This window comes from bacterium (assembly GCA_030697645.1).
In the GTDB taxonomy this organism is placed as follows: Bacteria; Patescibacteriota; Minisyncoccia; order Phycocordibacterales; family VMGT01; genus JAUYPI01.
The window spans coordinates 1-20,717 of sequence record JAUYPI010000016.1; the positions used below are offsets into that span (position 1 = coordinate 1).

Below are 20,717 nucleotides of genomic sequence, written 5' to 3' on the forward strand. Positions count from 1 at the left end.
CGTTGATCTCATCCTCCGCACGTTCACCGGGCAGAACCTGAATTTTTGGACTACTGATAAGTACGATGTGTCCAAATGCGAGGCGGCGCAGGTGGGAGGGACGACACCGCCGCCACCGACCGAATCCCCGCCGCCTCCGCCACCACCACCGGCAGGAGATCCATTTCAGCAAAACAAAGAGACGCTCGCCCTGTTAAGCACCCTTCCTGCGGCACAATGGCAGGGCGCTACCAGTGGTAGTTGTTTTAACGCGGCTGGAGCGCAGGTGAGCGCTGTTACGAATCGTTCAGAATTGAGCGCCGGCGTGCCTCTGACGGTCTGCAGCAGTGGCTGCAATACGAGCCCGATAGCATGCAAGTCAGGCACGGCCACGCTCAACCCGAATGCGCTCAATACCCTTCTATTTCTTGCCCAGGAAGGCGTCGGTTTTACTGTTACTAGTATCTCCACCGGAAGTCATAGTCCAACATCGCAGCATTATGCCTTGAGAGCGGTGGACATAAGCGCTCCTTCGGTGAGTTATTCGGCCCTCTCTGCAAAACTTCAGACCATACCCGCGGTCAGTAAAGTGATCTGCGAGAACAGCAGCGGAGAAACGGCATGTACAGACTCGAGCGTCAATCATATTCATTTTGAGGTACGGTAAGGAGGTATCGCTTTTGTTTTTCTTGCGGGATAATGGCACGCGTGCGATACTAGTGGTACGGTGCCATGAGCCAGCCCTGTATACACCCTATGCCAGAAGAAGCGCAGCAACAAAATGGAGCGTTCGAGTCGACAGTTCAACCTCCCGTTGTCGAAAGTGCTAAACAAGTTTACGAGCGGCGCAGAGAGGCGAAGCGCGCTTCGCAGGCGGTAGGTGGCGGTCGCGATCTATCTGCCGCGAAACCAAAGCGCTCGATGCGCGTGTTCGTCTGGATCGTTGTGCTCATCGTCGTCGGCTACGGCCTGTATGTGCTCGTTTCGAATACTACGCCGCAGACCGAGGACATGAGCCGCACCATACCGGATCAGGGACGCCAGCATATCAGTGCTGGGGCAGAGCACGTGCCTTACAACTCAAACCCGCCGACCTCAGGGCCACACTATGACACGCCGGCCCATCCCGGATTTCGCGAAGAGGCGATTGCCGATGAAAATTTGGTACATTCTCTTGAGCACGGGCTGGTTTGGGTCTCTTATGATCCGCGCGTCGGGGAGAGTGTGCGCGAGGGGCTCCGTAAGTTTGGGAGCGAGTGGGTCGTCGTTACCGCGCGTGAGGCAAATGAGACCGATATTGCGCTTGCCGCGTGGGGCCGACTCGACGCGTTCAATCTCGAGCCTCGCGATGCATCGAACCTCGCGGATAGTGGGCTCGACGCAGTCACCGAGCAGCGCATCCGCGACTTTATCGCGCGGTACCGCGGCCGCGGCCCGGAGAAAATTCCCGCCGGGCAGCATGGAGGAATCTAACACGGCAGTGGCTGTACATGTGGAAGGTAGGCGGTATAGATTTTTGCTGTATTGACACGCGGTGCAGTATTCAATTTTCAATGAGCAATTTTCAATAAATTTTCAATGTTTCAATGACGCAATGACGGACGACGTCGTGTTTGAAAATTGAGTCATTGCAAAATTGATTGAAAATTGATAATTGAAAATTTTCGATGGAAGACCTCACTAAGACCCAACTCATTCTCCTCGCGCTCCTGGTATCCTTCGTAACCTCGATGGCAACTGGCATTGTTGCGGTAACGCTGATGGAACAGGCGCCGGAGCCGGTGGTGCAGACGATCAACCGGATTGTGGAGCGCACGGTTGAGACCGTGCGCGAGGCGGTGCCCGTTTCCGAGAAGAGCCAACGACAAGCCACGACAAACACAATAAAAGAAACGACGGTCGTGGTGAAGGAAGAGGATTTGATCACGAGCACGATCGCAAAAAACTCAGCGACACTGGTGCGCATCAGCGCGCGCCTGGGAGTCGCACGCGAGGATGAGTTCGTCGGCCTCGGCGTCGTTGTCGGAGAGTCCGGCATCGTGGCCACCGACGCCGCCCTGCTCCCACCTGCGCCGAGTGCGCTCCGCGCAACCTTAAGCGACGGTACGTCCTACTCGCTCATTGCTTTTCCTGGTACGGGCGATACAGGCATTGCTCTCCTCAAACTCAGCGAAACCGCGACGAGCTCGGAGAGCGTCCCGACGCCTGACCGAAAATTTGCCGCAGCCGTGTTTGCGGACGCCACAGCGCTCAAGCTTGGCCAAACCGTGATCGCCCTCGGCGGCGCGAGGCGCACCTCGGTCGCGATCGGCATTATCTCGGCATTAGTGACCGACGAAAATCAGAACGGCGTTTCGGGCGAGAATGAAACCGCTGCAGGGGGCACGACACCGGTGCGTCCCGTCGCTCCCGCGGTCGAGCGCATTGAGACCACACTCACCACGGGCGATATGCTCCCGGGCACGCCGGTCTTTAATATCTTCGGCGAGTTCGTCGCGCTCGCGGTTACCTCCCCGTCCGGCCCCGACACACGGGAATATATTGCGGGAGAGGGGCTTGCACGTTTGCTTGCCGCCGTCTCACCGGCCGTCCCGCGTTCGCTTGACAGGCGATAGTTCATGTTGCTACAATAAAGAGCGATAGACGTCATGAGTCCTAAATATTTAAAATTTATTCTGATAGTAATTTCTGGACTGATTATAGTACCTGCGGTTTGGGTACTAATAAACGGTTCGACTTCAACCAATTTGCAATCAAGTATAGCGTTACTTATTGCGCAAACACTTCTTGCGGTTATGCTTTTAATAAATGGGGCGATATTTCTAGAGAAGGGAAGAAATAAAAATCTCGGTTGGTTTTTATTTTTCGCGGCCGTGTTTTCTATAGCAGGTATTATCGCATCGTTCTTCAGCATAAGCGCAAGGGTCGATTCAATGCTCCCATGAAAAAGTTGCTCATTAAATATCCGCATTTCCAAACACGACTGTTGCTGCGCAGGCCAGGTCGTCGTGTTTGAAATTTTAAACTTTGGAAATTGGAATTTCATTGGGAATTGGTTATTGGTAATTAGAAATTGTGTACACCGTGCCTCCCGCATTTAACAACTTCACCCAAAAGGCCCGCGACGCGATCAAGCGCGCGCATGAGCTCGCGATCGAGCGTGGACAGAACCACGTGACGCCGATGCACCTTCTGGTCGCGCTCGTCTTGCAGGAAGAGAGCGTGATTTTCTCGATCCTCGAGAAGCTCGAGGTGGATATCATGCACCTCACCGACACGCTTACCGACTCGCTCGAGGGCCATGAGCAGGGCGCAGTGCTCGCGCCATCCTACCAGCTCTACCTCACGCCCGAGTTCGCGCAGATTCTCGAGCGCTCGGTGAAGCTCGCGGGGAGCCTCGGCGACGAGCTCGTCTCGACCGAGCACCTCTTCATCGGGGTACTCGAGGTGCCCTCGAAAGCGCGCGAGATCCTCCAGCGTTTCAACCTCTCTCAAGAGCAGGTGCTGCGGATCTTAAAAGACCTTCGCTCGAGCAAAACCCCGGAGGCGGCCTCGAGCGCAAAACAGCTCCGCGCAATCCAGAAATTTACGCGCTCGCTGACCCAGCTCGCGCGCGAGAACAAGCTCGACCCCGTCATCGGCCGCGACAATGAAATCGCCCGTCTGATTCAAATCCTCTCGCGCCGCACGAAGAACAATCCGGTGCTGATCGGCGAGGCAGGCGTCGGCAAGACCGCGATCGCCGAGGGGCTTGCGATCCGGATGGCAGCGGGCGACGTGCCGGATATGCTCAAAGACAAAGAGCTTGTCTCGCTCGACTTGGGGCTCCTCATTGCCGGTACCAAGTACCGCGGCGAGTTTGAAGAGCGCCTGAAGAGCATCATGCGCGACGTCGAGCGCTCCGAGGGCAAGGTCATTCTCTTTATAGACGAGCTTCATACCATTGTCGGCGCCGGGGCCGCCGAGGGCTCGATGGACGCCTCGAACATGCTGAAGCCCGCGCTCGCGCGCGGGGAGCTTCGGGTGATCGGCGCGACGACAACCCGCGAGTACCACCGCTACATAGACAAAGATCACGCGCTCCAGCGCAGGTTCCAACCGATCTACGTACAGGAGCCCTCGATCGAGGACGCGATTGCCATCCTCCGCGGCCTCAAGGAGAAGTACGAGATCTATCACGGCATCCACATTACGGACGACTCGATCGTCGCGGCGGTCGAGCTCTCAAGCCGCTACATCACCGACCGCTTTCTTCCGGACAAGGCGATTGATCTCATAGATGAGGCGGCATCCTCGCTCCGGATTTCGCTCGAGAATAAGCCGCCGGCGCTCGAGGAAACGCATCGTAAGATCATGCGGCTCGAGATCGAGAAAGAGGCGCTCAAGAAAGACCTCGCCAATGACCCGACTGACGAGAAGCAGGTACGCGGTAGGCTCGAGGAGATTGATCGCGAGATAGCCGATCGCAAGGAGGAGACGCGCGAGCTTGAGATGCGCTGGACGAACGAGCGCGAGACCCTGCTTGAGATTCGTGAGCGCAAGAAGCGAGTCGAGCAGCTCACAATTGAGGCGGATCGAGCGGAGGCGGGAGCGAACCTCTCACGGGCGGCGGAGATTCGCTACGTCGAGCTCCCGGCGCTCGTCGGCGAGATTGAGCAGAAAACGAAGCGTCTTAAAAAGCTCCAGAGCGCGCGCCGGATCCTCAAAGAAGATATTACCGAGCAGGAGATCGCGGACGTGGTCGCGCGCTGGACCGGTATTCCCGTTGCGCGGATGCTCGAGGAGGAGGCGGCGAAGCTCTCGCGGATGGAGGAGGCGCTCAGTCGACGCGTGGTGGGGCAGAAAGATGCGATTGGTAAAATCGCGGACGCGGTGCGCCGCTCGCGCGCTGGCATCGCCGACCCCGACCGTCCCATTGCCTCGTTTATCTTCCTCGGCCCGACCGGCGTCGGCAAGACCGAGCTCACCCGCGCACTCGCCGAGTTCATGTTCAATGACGAGAAGGCGCTCGTCAGGGTTGATATGAGCGAGTACATGGAGCGCCACGCGATCTCGAAGATGATCGGTGCGCCGCCGGGCTATGTGGGCCACGGCGAGGGCGGTACCCTCACCGAGACCGTGCGGCACCGGCCGTACGCGGTCATCCTCTTTGACGAGATCGAGAAGGCGCATCCCGAGGTGTTCAACATTCTCCTCCAGGTGCTCGACAACGGCCGGCTCACGGATGCCCAGGGGCGCACCGTCAATTTTAAAAATGCGATTATTATTATGACCTCAAACATCGGCGCGCAGTTTATAGACAAGATGGAGCGGCTTGGTTTCAGCGCGAGCGAGGAGGGTGACGGCGCGCAGTATGCGGATGCGAAAGAGCGCGTGCTCGCCGCGCTCAAAGACCATTTCCGCCCCGAGTTTCTGAATCGTCTCGACGAGATTATCGTCTTTGATATTCTGAATCCGGCGGTGATTGCCGAGATCGTTGATATTCAGATACAGAAAGTTCTTGATCGGCTCGCGACAAAGCACATAGGGCTCTCGGTTACTTCGGAGGTGCGCGCCTACCTTGCCCGGCAGGGGTACGATCCGCGCTACGGCGCCCGGCCCCTCAAGCGCGTCATCCAGAGCAAGATCCTCACCCCGATCGCCTCGCTCATGATTGGAAAGAATATGCTCGAGAGCGGCGAGATCACGGTTGCGATGAAAGGCGAGAGCGAGCTTGTGGTTGAGGCGAAGAAAAAGCGCACCGGGAAACGCGTGGTGCGCGAGAGCGAACCGGCGCTTGTGTAGAGGGTGGAAAGTAGAGGGTAGAACTTTGCGTACCACTTTCCACTCTCTACTTTCCACCTTCTACTCTTCAACAAATGGACAAACAACAACTCACCAAAGAAAAATACGCGGAGCTCGAGCGTGAGCTCACGGAACTTAAAACCGCTCGGCGACGTGAAGTCGCCGAGCAGCTTGAGTATGCGAAGTCGCTCGGCGATCTCTCGGAGAATGCCGAGTATCAGCAAGCGCGCGAGGAGCAAGCGCGCCTCGAGGAGCGCATTACGCGCCTCGAGACGATCCTCAAGCACGCGGTCATCATCGGCGACCGCCAGTCGAGTACGATTGATGTCGGCTCGACCGTCGTGATCCGAAAGAAAGGCGATACGGAGTCGCGTACGTTTCGCATCGTCGGCTCCGAGGAGGCGAACATGGCCGAGGGCAAGCTCTCGGACAGCTCGCCGATCGGTGCGGCGCTTATCGGCAAGAGCAAAGGCGAGCGTATCCGCGTCAGCACCCCGGGCGGCGAGGCGGAGTATGAGGTGATCGAGGTGAAGTAGCGCTCGTGCGAGCAGCATGCAACAAGCGGCAAGCATTGCGGACGACAAAGACGGCGCTCCGAGAATATGATTCTCGGGGCGAAGGGCGAATCCCTAGACAGCATCAAGTGCGGTTTCGATGTCCCACCACAGGTCCTCTGGATCTTCTATGCCGACCGAGAGGCGTATGAGATCATCTGGGATGCCGAGCCGCCTGCGCTCCTCGATCGGCATGCCGCGGTGGGTCGTATCTGCCGGTATGCACGCGATGGAGCCCGTGCAGCCGAGGCTCACCATCTGGGCAACAATGCGCAAGTTGTCTAAAAAGAGCCGTGCTGCCTTAACACCCCCGTGTACCGTAAATGAGATCATGGCGCCTGAAGAGCTGCACCGATTGTGCTCCATGACCTTGGCAGCGAGTTCGTTGGTTGCGGCATCAAATTCTGGATACCACATGTAGCGCACTTTCCTGTGTGTGCGTAGACGAGGCGCGAGGAAGCGGGCATTTTCTGTATGCTGTCGCATGCGCAGATAGAGCGTTTTGAGATTCTCCATGAGCTCTGATGCGTCCCGCGGGCTCATGATGGGCCCGTAGTGGGACCGTTTGGTCCGAATGAGCGCCATATCATTGCTCGAGCCTGCGGCAGCGCCCGCCGTCACCGTGCCGCTTCCATTCAGATACTTTGTGGCAGAGTAGACGCTGATATCAGCGCCAAGCTCGAGCGGCTGCTGGTAGATCGGGCCCAGAAATGTGTCGTCGACGACAACAAGAACTCTTCTACCGTATACGCCTGCACAATCTTTCGCGAGTGTGACGCAGAGCGGTATATCAGTGTGGGTGAGGAGCGGATTCCCGGGAGATTCGACCCAAATCATGCGGAGTTTTTCCGCTCCCCCGATGCGCGAGCAGACTCTTAGTAGATCTGCTTGGGTAGCATAGGAAGGGAACGGAGCGCTTTTGATGTCCCACTCTCGATAATCTCCCGTGAAGAGTCCGTACGTTCCGCCATAGAGTGGAGCGCTGAAGATCAGTCCATCGCCCGGGCGGAGAAAGGCGCGGCACACCGTATCTATGGCTGCCATGCCGCTTGAAAAAAGCACCGCTTTTTCAGCACCTGCGATGACGACCGATAGGCGGTCTTCCAGAACCTCGAAATTCGGGTTATTGTACCTGGTGTAGAATAAGTCGCCGGGACCATCGCGCGCTGGCAGCGCTCCAGCAAGGCGATCGAACATTTCTTTGCTCGCAGCAGCAGACGGCGAGCCAAATGACGTGGTCTGGTAGATCGGCAAAACGTGTGCGTATTCCGACCATCCTGCTTCAAAACCGCCGTTTTGTATATAGGTCTCTGGATGGACTTCTCGCTCTGCCCCATTGGGCTTCTTTATTTTTCTGCCAAGCATCGGTATACTCCTTGTTCAGCCGTTGTTGTGTTTTGAAGGTTACTGAACAGTATCTCATCCGCCCTCAGTATAGACGAAAGAGGGGTAATTGTATAGACCAAGACATATGAAAATTCTCATCATTCCTTACGCCACTGAATCACCGGGCGTGCCGCTCGGGCCGCATACTTTTCGCGAGGTACATCTGCGGCAGATCGAGGAAGCGGCAGCGGGGAGAGCGGAGGTTGTCGTAGCGCTCCCCGAGGACGCGACAGTAAACCTCGCCGATGTTGACGTAATCGCCGGGTTTCCGAGCGCGATGCCTGACTTTGCAAATGCTCCGAACCTCCGGTGGGTACACTCGTTCTCGGCCGGCGTCGACCGCGTGCTCACGCCCGACATTCGAGAGCGCGATATTCTCCTCAGCAACTCCTCCGGCATCCACGCGACGCCGATCGCCGAGCACATCCTCGGCTTCCTGCTCCTCTTCACTCGCGGCTTCTATCGAACATTCAAAAACCAGGCCGCGCATGTCTGGCAGAAGGACGAGACGCTCGGTGAGCTGCGCGACGCACACGTGCTCATTGTCGGCTTAGGCGCGATAGGCGCGGAGACCGCGCGCCTCGCGGCGGCCTTCAGCGCGCACGTGAGCGCGGTGGCTCGAGGGGCGCGGGAGAAATCGGCTTTTGTGGAGCGCATAGGCGTCACTGCCGATATGGACGCGATGCTGCCGGAGGCGGATTTTGTCGTTATCACGCTCCCGTACACGCCGGAGACGCACCATTTTTTTAGCGCGGAGCGGTTTGCGCTAATGAAGCCGAGCTCCGTCATTATAAACATCGGCCGGGGTGGCATTATCGACCAGGCGGCGCTGATCGATGCGCTCAACGCGAAGAAAATTTTTGGCGCGGCGCTCGACGTGACTGATCCGGAGCCCCTGCCGAGCGATAGCCCGCTCTGGGGTATGGAGAACGTGATCATTACCCCGCATCACTCGGGCCTTTCCGGAGAGTACATGAATCGAGCGGTCTCGCTTTTTTGCGACAACCTCCGGGCGTTTCTCGATGGCTCTCCGCTCCCGACTGAAGTCGATAAAATAGTGGGGTATTGAACCGCTCACGCCTTTTATTTTTGTGCTCGTGCTTCGGTCTTTTCGAAATGGTGTCGCCTCGCTTGACGCAAAATGCAGAACTCGGCCTCCCTTTTGGGAGGCCTCAGACAGCTGCATTTTTCTACTCGGCTCGCCATTTCCTAAACACCTCTCGCAATGCACAAAAATAAAAGGTGCGAGCGGTTACTTGCAGGTAGTTTACAAAAGTGGTTTTTTTGTTATCTTCTATATCAGAGGTATCGGACTGGCAGCTATAGGGCCATAAAGGAGACGACGTCATGAGTGTTTGGCGGATTGAACTCGACGAGATGATGAGTGCGCGGATTGAAGGCCTTGCTCGTGCGCTGGGTACGTCGGTGACGCCGTTGGTGCATGAGCTTTTACAATCCGCGCTCCGTGCCCGCAATCAAACCGAGGCGATTTGGCTCAAGGGCATTGACGAACACACACTTGGGACGGGGTTATTCATTATTCCCGACGTCATGAAAGGCGAGATCGGCGCAGTGCAAAAGATTATAGTGCCTGACCTCACCTATGAAGATTGTGTACGTCGGGGACAAGCCGCGATTGCCTTCAAGTGGGTGCCGCATACGGTGCAAAGTTACGAGGACATTATGAAGAGCACCTGACGCGGGTCTGCCTGCCAGTAGGCAGGTCTGCTTTTTGGCCCATAGAGACAATGTGCGAGAAAGAAAAAGGCGTATCGGGACACCGATACGCCTTTTGTGGATTGGGTCAGGTGAGTGAGAGCGTGGTACAATATATCGCGTATGTTTTGGCCTGATCGAATGAGTGATGAGATTTTGCATGACGCCCGCTCTCGGGAGAAGCTTGCGGCGGGTAGCGTTCTTGTCGTGCGCGACGAGAAGACGATGTCCGGCAGAGTTCACGTAGGGTCGCTCCGGGGCGTTGTGATTCATGGGATTATTGCGGAGGTTCTTGCCGAGCGTGGGGTGAGCGCGCGCTTTTTCTACGAGATCAATGACTTTGATCCAATGGATGACATCCCCGCATCGCTCGAGCGCGCGCGCTTTGAGCCGTACCTTGGTAAACCACTCGTCGATATTCCGGCGCCGGACGGCACATCGAAAAATTTTGCCGAGCAGTTTGCGGATGACTTTATCGGAGTGATTACGGAACTGGGGTTCGCTCCGGAGTATGTACGATCAAGCGAGGCATATCGCTCCGGCCGCTACAACGACGCGATCCGCGCTGTGCTCAAGAACGCTGAGGCAGTCCGCGAGATTTACAGGCGGGTCTCCGGCTCCGAGCGGCCGCTAGGTTGGCTACCGCTCCATGTGCTCTGCGAGCGCTGCGGCAAAATTAGCACGACCGAAGCGAGCGATTTTGACGGCGAGACTGTTGCGTACCACTGCTCTCCGACGCACGTCGAGTGGACCCGAGGGTGTGACGTGCGAGGGCGGATCTCCCCCTTTGACGGCAGGGCTAAGCTCCCGTGGAAAGTCGAGTGGGCGGCGAAGTTCTCTGTCTTTGACGTCGCGGTTGAGGGGGCAGGGAAGGACCACGCGACCAAGGGCGGCGCGCGCGATGTCGCGGACAGCATCTCGCACGAGGTATTCCGCCGCGAGCCGCCCTTTGACATCCCCTACGAACACCTGATTATCGGCGGCCGGAAAATGTCCTCGTCAAAGGGCGTTGGTGCCTCAGCGCGGGCGGTCGCGGACCTTCTGCCGCCGGAGCTCCTCAGATTTCTCATGCTCGCGAAAGAGCCCCGCGAGGCGATCGAGTTTAACCCCGAGGGCGACACCATTCCCGCACTCTTTGACCTCTTCGACCGCTACGCCGGGCACTATTTTGGCACAAAAGACGATGATTATGCGCGCGCGTTCCTCCTCTCGCACGCTCCGGCGCTGCACGCCGAGCTTCGCGACGTTTTCCGCCCGCGCTTTTCGCATGTGGCGTTCGTGGTGCAGATGCCGCACATGGATCTCGCACGCGAGACGGAGCATCTCAAAGGCACCGCGCTCTCGGAAGAAGACCAGGAGGAGCTTCGATCCCGCGCTAAGTATGCAAGACACTGGCTTGCGCAGTACGCAAGCGAGCAGTACCGCTTTGCACTTACTGAGACGCTCCCTGAGGAAGCGCGGGGGTTCTCACGTGAGGTGCGCGCAGCGCTCCAAGATGTGCTCGAATATATCGAGACACACGCGGCGCTTGATGGCGATGCCCTGCACACGGCACTCCACGACATCCGTTCGCACCACGAGCTCGCACCCAAGGAATTCTTCGGCGCGCTCTACACGATTTTTCTCGGCAAAAATTACGGCCCGAAAGCCGGCTGGTTCCTCAGCGCGCTTGATCGTGAACTCCTCCTCTCGCGCCTCGCGGAGAGCGCACTTGACAACTCCGCCGGTGTTAGTAGTATAGGGTTACTTATTAGCTTAATTTAATACGACGGTGGTCTGCCACTGCTCCTCTGTTATGAGTATTTTTATTCGTTCTTCTTCCGCTGTCCGTGTCGGGGGTACGTTCGTTTTGGTCGGCCTCCTCGCCCTCGCGCCGGTAGCCGATGCAGCAACGTTTTTTATCAGCAGCACCATTACGCGCACGCTGGAGCACCTTGAGGGCGTGCGTGAGGACATTCGCGTTGTGGCGGCGGAAATGTTCGACAACGTTGCGGCGCAGACTGTTTCGGTCGGCGATTTCGTGCAGGACGAGGTGGTGGTGAAGTACAAGAATGACTCTGAGCCATTTCGAGTCCTGAAGGTTCCGACAGGACAGGCCCAGAGACATGCTCGTGCACTCTCATCGCGTGCAGACATTGCGTATGCTGAGCCAAACTATGTCGCGCATGCATTCTGGGCGCCGAACGATACCTATTACGGTCTCCAGTGGCACCTCGATAATCCGACCTATGGCGGCGTGGAGGCAGAAGATGCATGGCAGGCGCTTGGCGCGCCGGGTACTCCCGGGGCTGGTGCAGTCGTCGCGGTGGTGGACACCGGCATTGCGTATGAAAACTTCAAGAAAGGCGTCAAGCGTTACTACCAGGCCCCCGATCTTGCCGCAACGTGTTTCGTTCCGGGTAAGGATTTTATAGAAAATGACTTACACCCGAATGACGACAACTCGCACGGCACACACGTCGCTGGTACAATCGCGCAGAGCAGCAATAATGGAAGCGGCGTTGCCGGGCTCGCATTTAAGACCTGCCTCATGCCGGTGAAAGTGCTTGATAAAAATGGTTCTGGTAGTTACACGGCCGTTGCAAACGGCATTCGCTATGCTGCGGACCAGGGCGTAGACGTGATCAACCTCTCACTCGGCGGGCCTGCTTCAAATGTGTTGCGTGACGCGGTTGCCTATGCACACGGGAAGGGCGTGACCATCGTCGCTGCGAGCGGAAATGACAATGGAGCCGTTGGTTATCCCGCTGCCTACGATGACTACGTGATCGCGGTCGGCGCGACGCGCTACGACGAGACGCGCGCCCCCTACTCAAACTATGGCGCCTCGCTCGATATCGTGGCGCCGGGCGGCGACCTCGGCCTTGATCAAAACGGCGACGGGTACAGCGACGGCGTGCTGCAACAGACGTTCAATCCGAACACGAAGCGCACGAATGCCTTCGGTTACTGGTTTTTTAATGGCACCTCGATGGCCTCGCCGCACGTCGCGGCAGTGGCGGCCTTGGTGATTGCGAACGGGAACGCGAGGACTCCGGCCGATGTCCGCGCGGCGCTCGAGAGCACTGCGGACGACCTCGGCACTGCAGGTCGCGATGACCAGTTCGGCTACGGCATTGTGGATGCTGTGCGAGCACTTGGGTGGAGTACGACTACACCGCCAGCGCCGTAAGACTGGGCATAGTTTTTAGAAATGATATTACACTTCCGCAGGGCCGAAAGGCCCTGCGGAAGTTGACATTTTGACATACTTATGGTAGTTTCTGTTTGGACATGTTCGTAGTTCAGAACCCGCTGTCTTAGAGAAGGAGCAGTCAAATGGAGCAATTCAGGCAACAGGAATTTCTGATTGCGGATCTCGCGGAGAATGGTAGCAAGATCATACGCGAGAGCCACGGTGATTACTTGGAGAAAACGAGCGGAGGGAAATGGTGTGGTTGTTTTTGGGGCATGGTCGTCGTTGGCTATTACGGCCAGGCGGCGAAGGCTTACAAAAAAATCATCGAGTTCGAACAACAAACCGACAACTTTCGGTCGGGAGCCGTCATCGCCGAAGAGCTTCAAATTCCTCTGGGGCTTATTGAAAAAACCGAGCTTCTGCATCTGAATCTTCTGCCGGCTATAGATATTATCGCCAAACTTCGGGCCGGAGAGCTTGAGTACACGCCCTAGCGTGTCGCGTTGCTTCGTCCTTTTTTTTAGCCGCCTCACCTGCTATACGATATGCAGGCGGGGCGGTTTGTTTTTGAATACAATCATAATCGCGGATGCGTATCGCGTTGGATCTACAATAATTCACGATCGTAAATTATCGTAAATTTTATGCGGTGCACTTGTGCTATCGCTTATATCGGTGAGCACTTACGTTGTCCCTTATGAGCTCAGCCGAAGGTTGCCTTGCGCGCGAAGTTTTGGATTGACACGGAACGAGTCGAGGCCGAGCTTCGCAAGGCGAATGTGCGCCCCGGCCGCGATCATGATGGCGTTGTCGCCGGTTAGGGAAGGGTTCGGGAGGAGGAGCCGAGTTTTCGGGCACTCGAGCATGAGGGAGCGTTCAAGTTCTCGGCGCAGGTGCATGTTTGCCGCGACCCCGCCGCCGAGGAGCACCGTGTGTGCACCGAAGTGTTGTGCGGCGCGAAGTGTTTTTGCGACCAAGACCTCGACTACCGCATTCTCAAACTCGAGCGCCATCATTTTTGTTAATAACGTGTCCGATGCCGTATGTTGAACTTTTTTATGTAACACGCGGTGTTGGACAGGTGCCTTGAGTAGGTAGAGGACGGCGGTTTTGAGGCCGGAGAAAGAAAAGTCGAAATCGGGGGAGTGAAGCATTGGACGTGGTAACCCGATTTCTGATTTCTGATTTCTGATTTCTGATCGACGTTTCCTGGCTTTTTCGGCGAGACGGGAGATTTCGGGGCCGCCGGGATAGGGGAGGCCGAGCATACGGGCGACCTTATCGAACGCCTCACCAGCCGCGTCGTCGCGCGTTTCGCCGACCACTCGGTAGTCGAGCCAATCGCGCATGAGCACGAGCTCGGTGTGCCCGCCGGAGACGAGGAGAGCGAGGGCGGGGAATTTAGGGACTAGTAACTGGTAACTGGTAATTGGGGACGGCACGTCGTTTCGGTGCAGAAGCGCCGAAACGACGTGCCCCTCCATATGGTTGATTGGTATTACCGGCACGTCCCAGAGGACCGAGAGCGCGCGGGCAAAGTTGATCCCGACCCAAAGCGCAGGTTCGAGTCCGGGGCCGTAGGTAACCGCGATGGCGTTAACCGGTGGTTTTCTCGACACAATTTTTGGCAATGCGCTCAGTAGTTGTTGCAGTAGTTCCCCCTCACGTTCAAGTATCGTACGAAGTTTCCGTATCTTGTTGTCATAATTTTGAATTTTGCATTGTAATTTTTTATTTTGCTTTTTTATTTTTTCATTTTCAGGAATGGTTGCCTCACTGAGCACCGCTTCAAGCAGCGGCACCAGATTCTTCGCGTGCTCCCTCTTTGCCAATGACGGAAACACTCCCCCGAACGGCGCGTGAAGCGCGACCTGCGAATAGAGGCTGTTTCCGAGTAGCGAGAGTCGCGCGCGAGTCAAACCGCCGCGTGTCCCGATGAGGCAGACGGCGGTTTCATCGCAGCTTGTCTCTACAGCGAGAACGCGCATGTGCCTCACGCTAACACGCCCTCAGCGCGATGGTCAAAAAGGAGGACTATGCAAGTAGCGCGTCCACGACATCCTTCACGGCCGCGTCATCGGTGCGGCCCCTGATTCAGTTATACCGTCGCAGTCTTCGCTCTCGCGGGCACCACGCGGTTTATCTATACCCACCATGTCACCAAAACGAATGGCACAAACAGTAAAAAGCATTACAGCCAGAGCATTGATCTTGTTTCTTGACTTTAGTTAACCACGCGCATACCGCGCAGCTTGCTCGGCGGTTCGTGATTTGCAATAACCATGCGACCGCATGGTTATTGCAAATCACCAAACACCACACAAATTGAGCACAGCGCCAGAAACAAACATGCGTGTGCTATACTTTTCTTGAAGCAGTAAGCAGTAAGCAGTACGCACGAAGCAGTACGTGCGCCATTCGTAACCGTGAATTACTAAATTGCCGACGGAGACATCCGATGTCACACCACGACGACGCTCCAATTTCCAACCAACAATTTCCAAACAAATTCCAATGATTCAAATCTCAAATCTCAAACACATCGCAGTCCGTGTTTGGAAATTGGAATTTGTATATTGAGATTTGTTTGGAGCTTGTTTTTTGGAATTTGGAAATTCAGACTGGAACGGGGGACATCGGAGTCTCGGACCTCGTAATTCACAGTTCGTACGACTATGCCATCTTTTTCTGATCGCACTCCCGAAGACATCGCGCGAGAGCTTGACGCGGACCTTGCGCGCGGGCTCTCCATGGACGAGGCCGCGCGGCGGCTTCGCTCTCACGGCGCGAATGTCTTTGAAGCGCGGCCGCGCGCGACGTTTGGGAGCGTTGTTCTCGGGCAGCTCAAGAGTCCGCTTGTCGCAGTATTGCTCCTTGGCGGCGTTGCGACGATTATTCTCGGCGAGTTTCTCGACGCGCTCGTCATCTCTATCGCGCTTGCGATCAATGTGTTTATCGGGACGCTCCAAGAGAATCGCGCGTCCCGCGCGTTCGATCGCTTGACGGCCTCGCAAGTACAATACGCGACAGTGATCCGAGATGGCAGGCACGGGGTCGTCCGTGCGGCGGACCTGGTGACGGGCGACATCGTAGAGCTTGCCTCGGGGGCTGCTGTGCCCGCTGACGTGCGACTCACGAGCGCGAGCAATCTTCTCACCAACGAGGCGGCGCTCACCGGCGAGTGGGCACCGGTTGTTAAGGACACGGAGCTTCGAGCGGAGGGCGTGCCGCTCATTGAGCGGAGCAATATTGCGTGGATGGGGACGCTCGTTGTCAGCGGTCGGGGTGCAGGGATTGTCGTCGCGACGGGCGCTGAGACCGAGCTCGGCAAAATTGCAGCGGAGCTCATCTTGCCCGAAGAGCGTCCGACCCCGATGCAGGTGAACCTCCGCCACCTCGCGCACTTCATGCTCATGGCGGTCGTTTGCTCTCTTGTTTTTATTGTCGCGCTTTCACTCGTGCGGGGGAGGGCGTTCGTTGATGTCATACTGTTATCAGTCGCGGTTGCCGTTGCAACGATGCCTGCCGGGCTTCCGGCAGCGGTCACGGTTGTGCTTGCCATTGGCATGGAGCGAATTTTACAACGCGGCGGTCTCGTGCGGAACTTGATTGCCGCGGAGACCCTGGGGAGTACGACAGTGATCCTTACTGATAAGACGGGGACATTGACTGAAGGCACGGTTGCGCTCGAGGCACTCTACCCCGCAGAGCTCCTTGAAGAGAGTGACCGAGCCGGGCTTCAAGCGGCTGAGAAGACGGCGCAGCCGCTCCTCCGCACTGCGATCCTTGCTGCCGAATCGTTTATTACCGAGTCCGAACGTGAGCCGGAGAAATTTATCGTACACGGCCGGCCGCTTGAGAAGGCAATCGTCGCCGCAGGCCTTGCCGAGGGGGTGAGTCGCGTTGACCTTGAACGCCTGACTCCACGACTCGATGTGCTTGCGTTTGACTCGACACTCCGTTTCAGTGGCTCACTACACGCGTTTGGGCGCGCGGGGGGTACTCGCGGCAAGGAAGCGAGCCGATTTTCGGTGGTTGGCGCGCCGGAGCTCATCCTCGAACACGCCCAGTTTCTCGAGCGAGGTTCTCGGAGAGTGCGCATGAGTGCGGCGTATCGAGCGCGCGCTCTCGGAGAACTCGAGCGTCTCGCGCGAGGCGGCCTTCGGGTTGTCGGCATCGGCTACCGCAGCGTCTCGTGGATAGAGATCCCGGACGGGAATCGTGCTGTGAGGGGCGTTGGGGATGGGGCAGAGCCGCATCTCCTTCAGAGTCTCGTGTTTCTTGGCCTTATTGCGCTCCGCGATCCGCTCCGGAGCGATGCCGCCGCGGCGGTCGAGACGGCGCACAGCGCAGGTGCGCGCGTCATTATGGTGACGGGGGATAATATCGAGACGGCGCGCCGCGTTGCGTATGAAGCCTCTGTTGCACCTCGGGGTGCGATCGCTCTTACAGGCGCGGACGTGGAGAAGCTCACGGACCTTGCGCTCGGCGAGGCGCTGGAGCGGACAGAAATTTTTGCGCGGATGCTCCCGGAACACAAACTGCGCCTCGTGCGCGTGCTCAAGAATCGCGGGGAGGTCGTCGCGATGACCGGTGATGGCGTCAACGACGCCCCGGCGCTCATCTCCTCGGATATCGGCATCGCGCTCGGCAGTGGCACGGATGTGGCGAAGGAGGCGGCCGATATCGTGCTGGTCAATAACAGTTTCTCGGTGATCATCGCGGCGATTGAGGAGGGCAGACGAATCATTGACAATCTGAAGAAAATCGTGGCGTACCTCCTCTCGACGTCGTTCAGCGAAGTGATTGTGATCGGCGGCTCGCTCATCGCAGGAGGGCCCTTGCCGCTTCTCCCTGCGCAGATCCTCTGGACGAATATAATCGAGGAAGGGTTTATGAACTTCGCCTTTGCCTTTGAGCCGAAAGAACCTGACTTGATGCGCCGCAGCCCCCGCGAGAGCACCGCGCGCATCGTGGTGACGAGAGAGATGCGCTGGCTCATTGCTATGATTGCTGCGGTGACGGGGGCGCTTCTCCTTGCGCTCTACTTTCTCTTTCTCCGGCTCGATCTTCCGGAAGCGAGATTGCGTACGCTGATGTTCGTCGCCCTCTCGATTGACTCCATCTTTTTCTCATTTTCTTTGAAGAACCTCCGCGAGCCGGTCTGGAAGCTCAATCTATTTTCAAATCGTTACCTGCTCATGGCGCTCACGAGTTCAATCACGCTCCTTTTCACCGCGCTCTTTTTTCCGCCGGTACGCACGCTCCTCTCGCTCGTGCCTCTCGGGGCCCCCGAGCTCCTCTTCCTCCTCGGCGTCGGTCTCGTGAACCTTGCGACAATTGAGGTTGGCAAGTGGTTTGTCTTTCGGCGCAGGCGAAGACAGAAATGAAAAATTTGACAAAGGAGTATCCCCGGCTATTCTAGTGGAAGCATACTGCGCCCTGATGAGGGCAATAAAGGAGGAGTTATGGCTTGCCCGTTTTGTCTCGTAGACCCGGAGCGGACAGTAGTACTTGAAAGGCGAGCGTTTGCTTTTGTCGCACTGAGTAATCCTCGCCTCATGCCGGGCCACCTTCTGGTTATTCCGAAGAGGCATGTCGAGCAAATCATTTGGCTTAGCCCTCTCGAGATGCTCGATTGTTTCTCTCTTATGCAGGCATATGAGGCACAGATTATCGCCTACCTTGGGGCAGCCGGTTGCGATATGAGGCAGCACTTTCGTCCTTTTCTTTCGGAGAGTGAGTACAAAGTAGACCACGTCCACTTTCATTTGCTGCCGAGAAATCTCGACGACGAGCTCTATCAAAAAAGTCTTCGCTACGAGAGCGAGGTGTTTCAGTCCCTTGGGGAAGCAGAACGAGCGCTCATGGCGCACTTATTCCGTCCCCGTCCAGGGTAATAGCACTAGATGCCACACCGGCAGGATTTGTCCTGCCGGTGTCTATTTTTAGGATGCTTATTACAGAATGCTCTCTGGATTGACATCGATCGCAAAGGTAGGTGAGAGAGTGCTGAGGAGCCCGAGGAGTGCCTCGTCCGGCCAGAGAGCGCGGGGGATTTTGAGGAGAGCGTGCATCTGCGTGTTGCCGCGCGGTGTGTTTGTCGGCGCGGGGTAGATGACCGGCGTATACGCGGCGAGCATCGTTTTGATGTGCTCCATGTCTTTTATGAGCGCCTCGCGCGCTCCGGCGCGCGAGATTTTCACCAGCGTCGTGAACGGCGGATAGCCGAAGCGTTTGCGCTCCGCAAGCTCTTCGCGGATAAAGTCGCTCGTGTGGCCGGAGAGCGCTTGAGAAAAAAGGCGGTGTCCGGGGCTTCGGGTTTGAATAAGAAATGTTTTGAGCGCGCGCGAGCGGAGGGTGAGGAGGAGGTGAAAGACGCGCTCATTCATGCGGAAGTCGGGAAGGGCAAGGAGCGAATCGAGCGAGGCGACGACGATATGCTCGATATCGTCGGTGAGGTAAGGGAGCGTCATTTCGGTTGAGATGAGAATGCCAGCTCGCGAGTCGAGAAAGGTGCGCACCGCTTTTTCGGCCTTCGGAGCGCTCGGCGTGCTGTCCCCGTCTACTCGCGTGATGGGTACTTCCGGCACACGAGCGCGGACCGCATTTGCAACGATCTCCGTGCCGACGCCGAGCGCAACGAGCTTCCAACCGCCGCAATTCACGCATGTCTCGTGCGCGTCGCGCTCAAGAGAGCAGCGGTGGCAGCGGAACAGAGGCCTCGCTTCGCTCGGCTCTCTGTTCTCTGGAAACCCTCGGTTTCCAGCCCCACCAGCAAAGTTTCTTTCTGAAACTTTGCTGGTGGGTGCTTTCCTCCACGGGGAATACTCGGGTTTCCCCGGACCCCCTTCCTCTGCCTCGGAATTGAAATTCCGAGGCAAGAAGACATTGCGCCGCGGCGCGCTGTGGAGTACTACCGCGGCGGAGCAGCGGCGGCAGAGCACGACGCGCTCGCAGTCGCCGCAGACTATCGTCGGCGCGAGCCCGCGCCGCGCGGTGAAAATAAGCACGCGCTCCTCTGCCTCGGTACTCCGGTGGATCAGCGCCTCTGCTTCCTCGGAGAGCATCGCGCGGCGGGAGGCACTCGCCCTGCCTTGTGGCGGCGCGTTCTTTTTTTTCGCCATGTCAACAAGTACCATCCGCGCGGCGGTGAGCGGTCGGAGCGTGGGCGGGACCAGAGCGTGCGCCTCTCCCGACTCGGCGCGGTAGAGCGTCTCAGCACGGAGCAGTGCAGAGCCGAGCACGAAACGCGCACGGGCGGCGCGGCACACCTCCTCTGTCGCGCTGCGTATGTCGAGGAAAGGCCGCGCGAGGTGCTTGTAACTGCGTGACCCTTCCTCCTCGAGTATATAGACAGCACAGTCTCGCCTCGGGAGGCTGAGTGCACTACCCGTCCCGACGATGAGTAGTGGGTGGGGCTCCTCGAGTGCTCGGCGCCAGAGCGAGACAAAAGATGAGCGCGGCTTGATCTCGCCGTGGATCAAGATGGAGTATTGCTCGATCCCTTTTGAGAGCGTGCGCGCGAGACGACGCGCGAGATAGACGGTCGGCGCGAGCACCATGACCGACTCCTCTTTTACGAGAGCCTCGCGTATGAGGCGCCGATACACTGCCATTCGCTCGTCCTCCGGCGCTTGCACGATTTCTGGTTCAGGCGGGGCGAGCATCGTTCCCGTGACTGTTGCAGAAGACGCAAAGGGAAAGAGAACGTTTGCGTTTTTGGTCGGCGCGCCCGAGATCTCCCGCGCATGTTCGAGAACCGGCTTGGGGATAAGGTCAAAAATGACGCTCCCCGTCGTTGTGGCGGCGAGGCGCGCAGTCTTTGTTGCCGCGGCGATGAAGGAAGGGAGGAGGAAACGCGCTGCCTCAAGGCTCTCAATGCGACGGAGCTCGTGCTCGAGCGAGCGGATGCGCGATTTTGCGCCGCGCACGTCTTCGACTGCGGTTACAATTGCCGGGATCTTTCGCGCTCTGAGCGGCACCGACACGAGCATGCCAGACGATACTCGCTCGGAGGTAAAGTAGGTGAGGGTTTCTCTGCCGACCGCCTTTGCGATGGGGATGACGTCGAGGACATACATGGTGTACACAATTTCTAATTTTCAATAACCAATTTC

General features: G+C 57.5%; 15 protein-coding genes. 12 read left to right on the plus strand and 3 right to left on the minus strand.

The window, feature by feature from the left end; translation table 11 throughout:
- The 5 genes from Q8R39_03800 to greA all read left to right on the plus strand — a co-directional run.
- Positions 1–646: hypothetical protein (locus Q8R39_03800; protein ID MDP3735523.1), on the plus strand; the 646-nt coding region annotated here is incomplete at its 5' end.
- 89 nt (positions 647–735) lie between these two features.
- Positions 736–1,452 (plus strand): DUF3105 domain-containing protein, encoded by a 717-nt coding sequence (locus Q8R39_03805; protein ID MDP3735524.1) that lies wholly within the window; start codon positions 736–738, stop codon positions 1,450–1,452.
- 194 nt (positions 1,453–1,646) lie between these two features.
- Entirely contained in the window at positions 1,647–2,594 is a 948-nt protein-coding gene (locus Q8R39_03810; protein MDP3735525.1) for a trypsin-like peptidase domain-containing protein, read from the plus strand.
- A 469-nt stretch (positions 2,595–3,063) separates the two neighbouring features.
- Complete coding sequence (locus Q8R39_03815) at positions 3,064–5,763, plus strand: AAA family ATPase (GenBank protein ID MDP3735526.1); 2,700 nt, start codon at positions 3,064–3,066, stop codon at positions 5,761–5,763.
- Positions 5,764–5,837: 74 nt separating this feature from the next.
- Complete coding sequence (gene greA, locus Q8R39_03820) at positions 5,838–6,299, plus strand: transcription elongation factor GreA (GenBank protein ID MDP3735527.1); 462 nt, start codon at positions 5,838–5,840, stop codon at positions 6,297–6,299.
- Between the two features lie 93 nt (positions 6,300–6,392).
- Here greA and Q8R39_03825 read toward each other — a convergent pair whose 3' ends face one another.
- Entirely contained in the window at positions 6,393–7,682 is a 1,290-nt protein-coding gene (locus Q8R39_03825; protein ID MDP3735528.1) for a PLP-dependent aspartate aminotransferase family protein, read from the minus strand.
- 106 nt (positions 7,683–7,788) lie between these two features.
- Between Q8R39_03825 and Q8R39_03830 the strand changes: the two genes are divergently transcribed.
- The 5 genes from Q8R39_03830 to Q8R39_03850 all read left to right on the plus strand — a co-directional run bounded on the left by Q8R39_03830 (position 7,789) and on the right by Q8R39_03850 (position 13,091).
- Positions 7,789–8,772: a D-2-hydroxyacid dehydrogenase gene (locus tag Q8R39_03830; protein MDP3735529.1), complete on the plus strand. Its 984-nt coding sequence runs from the start codon at positions 7,789–7,791 to the stop codon at positions 8,770–8,772.
- Between the two features lie 278 nt (positions 8,773–9,050).
- Positions 9,051–9,401, plus strand: a complete 351-nt coding sequence (locus Q8R39_03835; GenBank protein ID MDP3735530.1) for a hypothetical protein — start codon at positions 9,051–9,053, stop codon at positions 9,399–9,401.
- 141 nt (positions 9,402–9,542) lie between these two features.
- The gene (gene lysS / locus Q8R39_03840) at positions 9,543–11,183 is read left to right on the plus strand and encodes a lysine--tRNA ligase (GenBank protein MDP3735531.1); all 1,641 of its coding nucleotides are present in this window, start codon (positions 9,543–9,545) and stop codon (positions 11,181–11,183) included.
- A gap of 31 nt (positions 11,184–11,214) precedes the next feature.
- Entirely contained in the window at positions 11,215–12,591 is a 1,377-nt protein-coding gene (locus Q8R39_03845) for a S8 family peptidase (protein MDP3735532.1), read from the plus strand.
- Positions 12,592–12,737: 146 nt separating this feature from the next.
- Positions 12,738–13,091: a hypothetical protein gene (locus Q8R39_03850; protein MDP3735533.1), complete on the plus strand. Its 354-nt coding sequence runs from the start codon at positions 12,738–12,740 to the stop codon at positions 13,089–13,091.
- A 201-nt stretch (positions 13,092–13,292) separates the two neighbouring features.
- On the opposite strand, the gene tsaD is transcribed toward Q8R39_03850, so the two are convergent.
- The gene (gene tsaD / locus Q8R39_03855) at positions 13,293–14,585 is read right to left on the minus strand and encodes a tRNA (adenosine(37)-N6)-threonylcarbamoyltransferase complex transferase subunit TsaD (GenBank protein ID MDP3735534.1); all 1,293 of its coding nucleotides are present in this window, start codon (positions 14,583–14,585) and stop codon (positions 13,293–13,295) included.
- Between the two features lie 687 nt (positions 14,586–15,272).
- On the opposite strand from tsaD, the gene Q8R39_03860 reads away from it, so the two are divergent.
- The gene (locus Q8R39_03860; protein ID MDP3735535.1) at positions 15,273–17,987 is read left to right on the plus strand and encodes a cation-transporting P-type ATPase; all 2,715 of its coding nucleotides are present in this window, start codon (positions 15,273–15,275) and stop codon (positions 17,985–17,987) included.
- Between the two features lie 78 nt (positions 17,988–18,065).
- Positions 18,066–18,497: an HIT domain-containing protein gene (locus Q8R39_03865; protein MDP3735536.1), complete on the plus strand. Its 432-nt coding sequence runs from the start codon at positions 18,066–18,068 to the stop codon at positions 18,495–18,497.
- Positions 18,498–18,557: 60 nt separating this feature from the next.
- Here Q8R39_03865 and Q8R39_03870 read toward each other — a convergent pair whose 3' ends face one another.
- Positions 18,558–20,681 carry a hypothetical protein gene (locus Q8R39_03870; GenBank protein MDP3735537.1) on the minus strand — a complete coding sequence of 708 codons (2,124 nt, stop codon included), beginning with the start codon at positions 20,679–20,681 and terminating at the stop codon, positions 18,558–18,560.
- Positions 20,682–20,717: the final 36 nt, after the last annotated feature.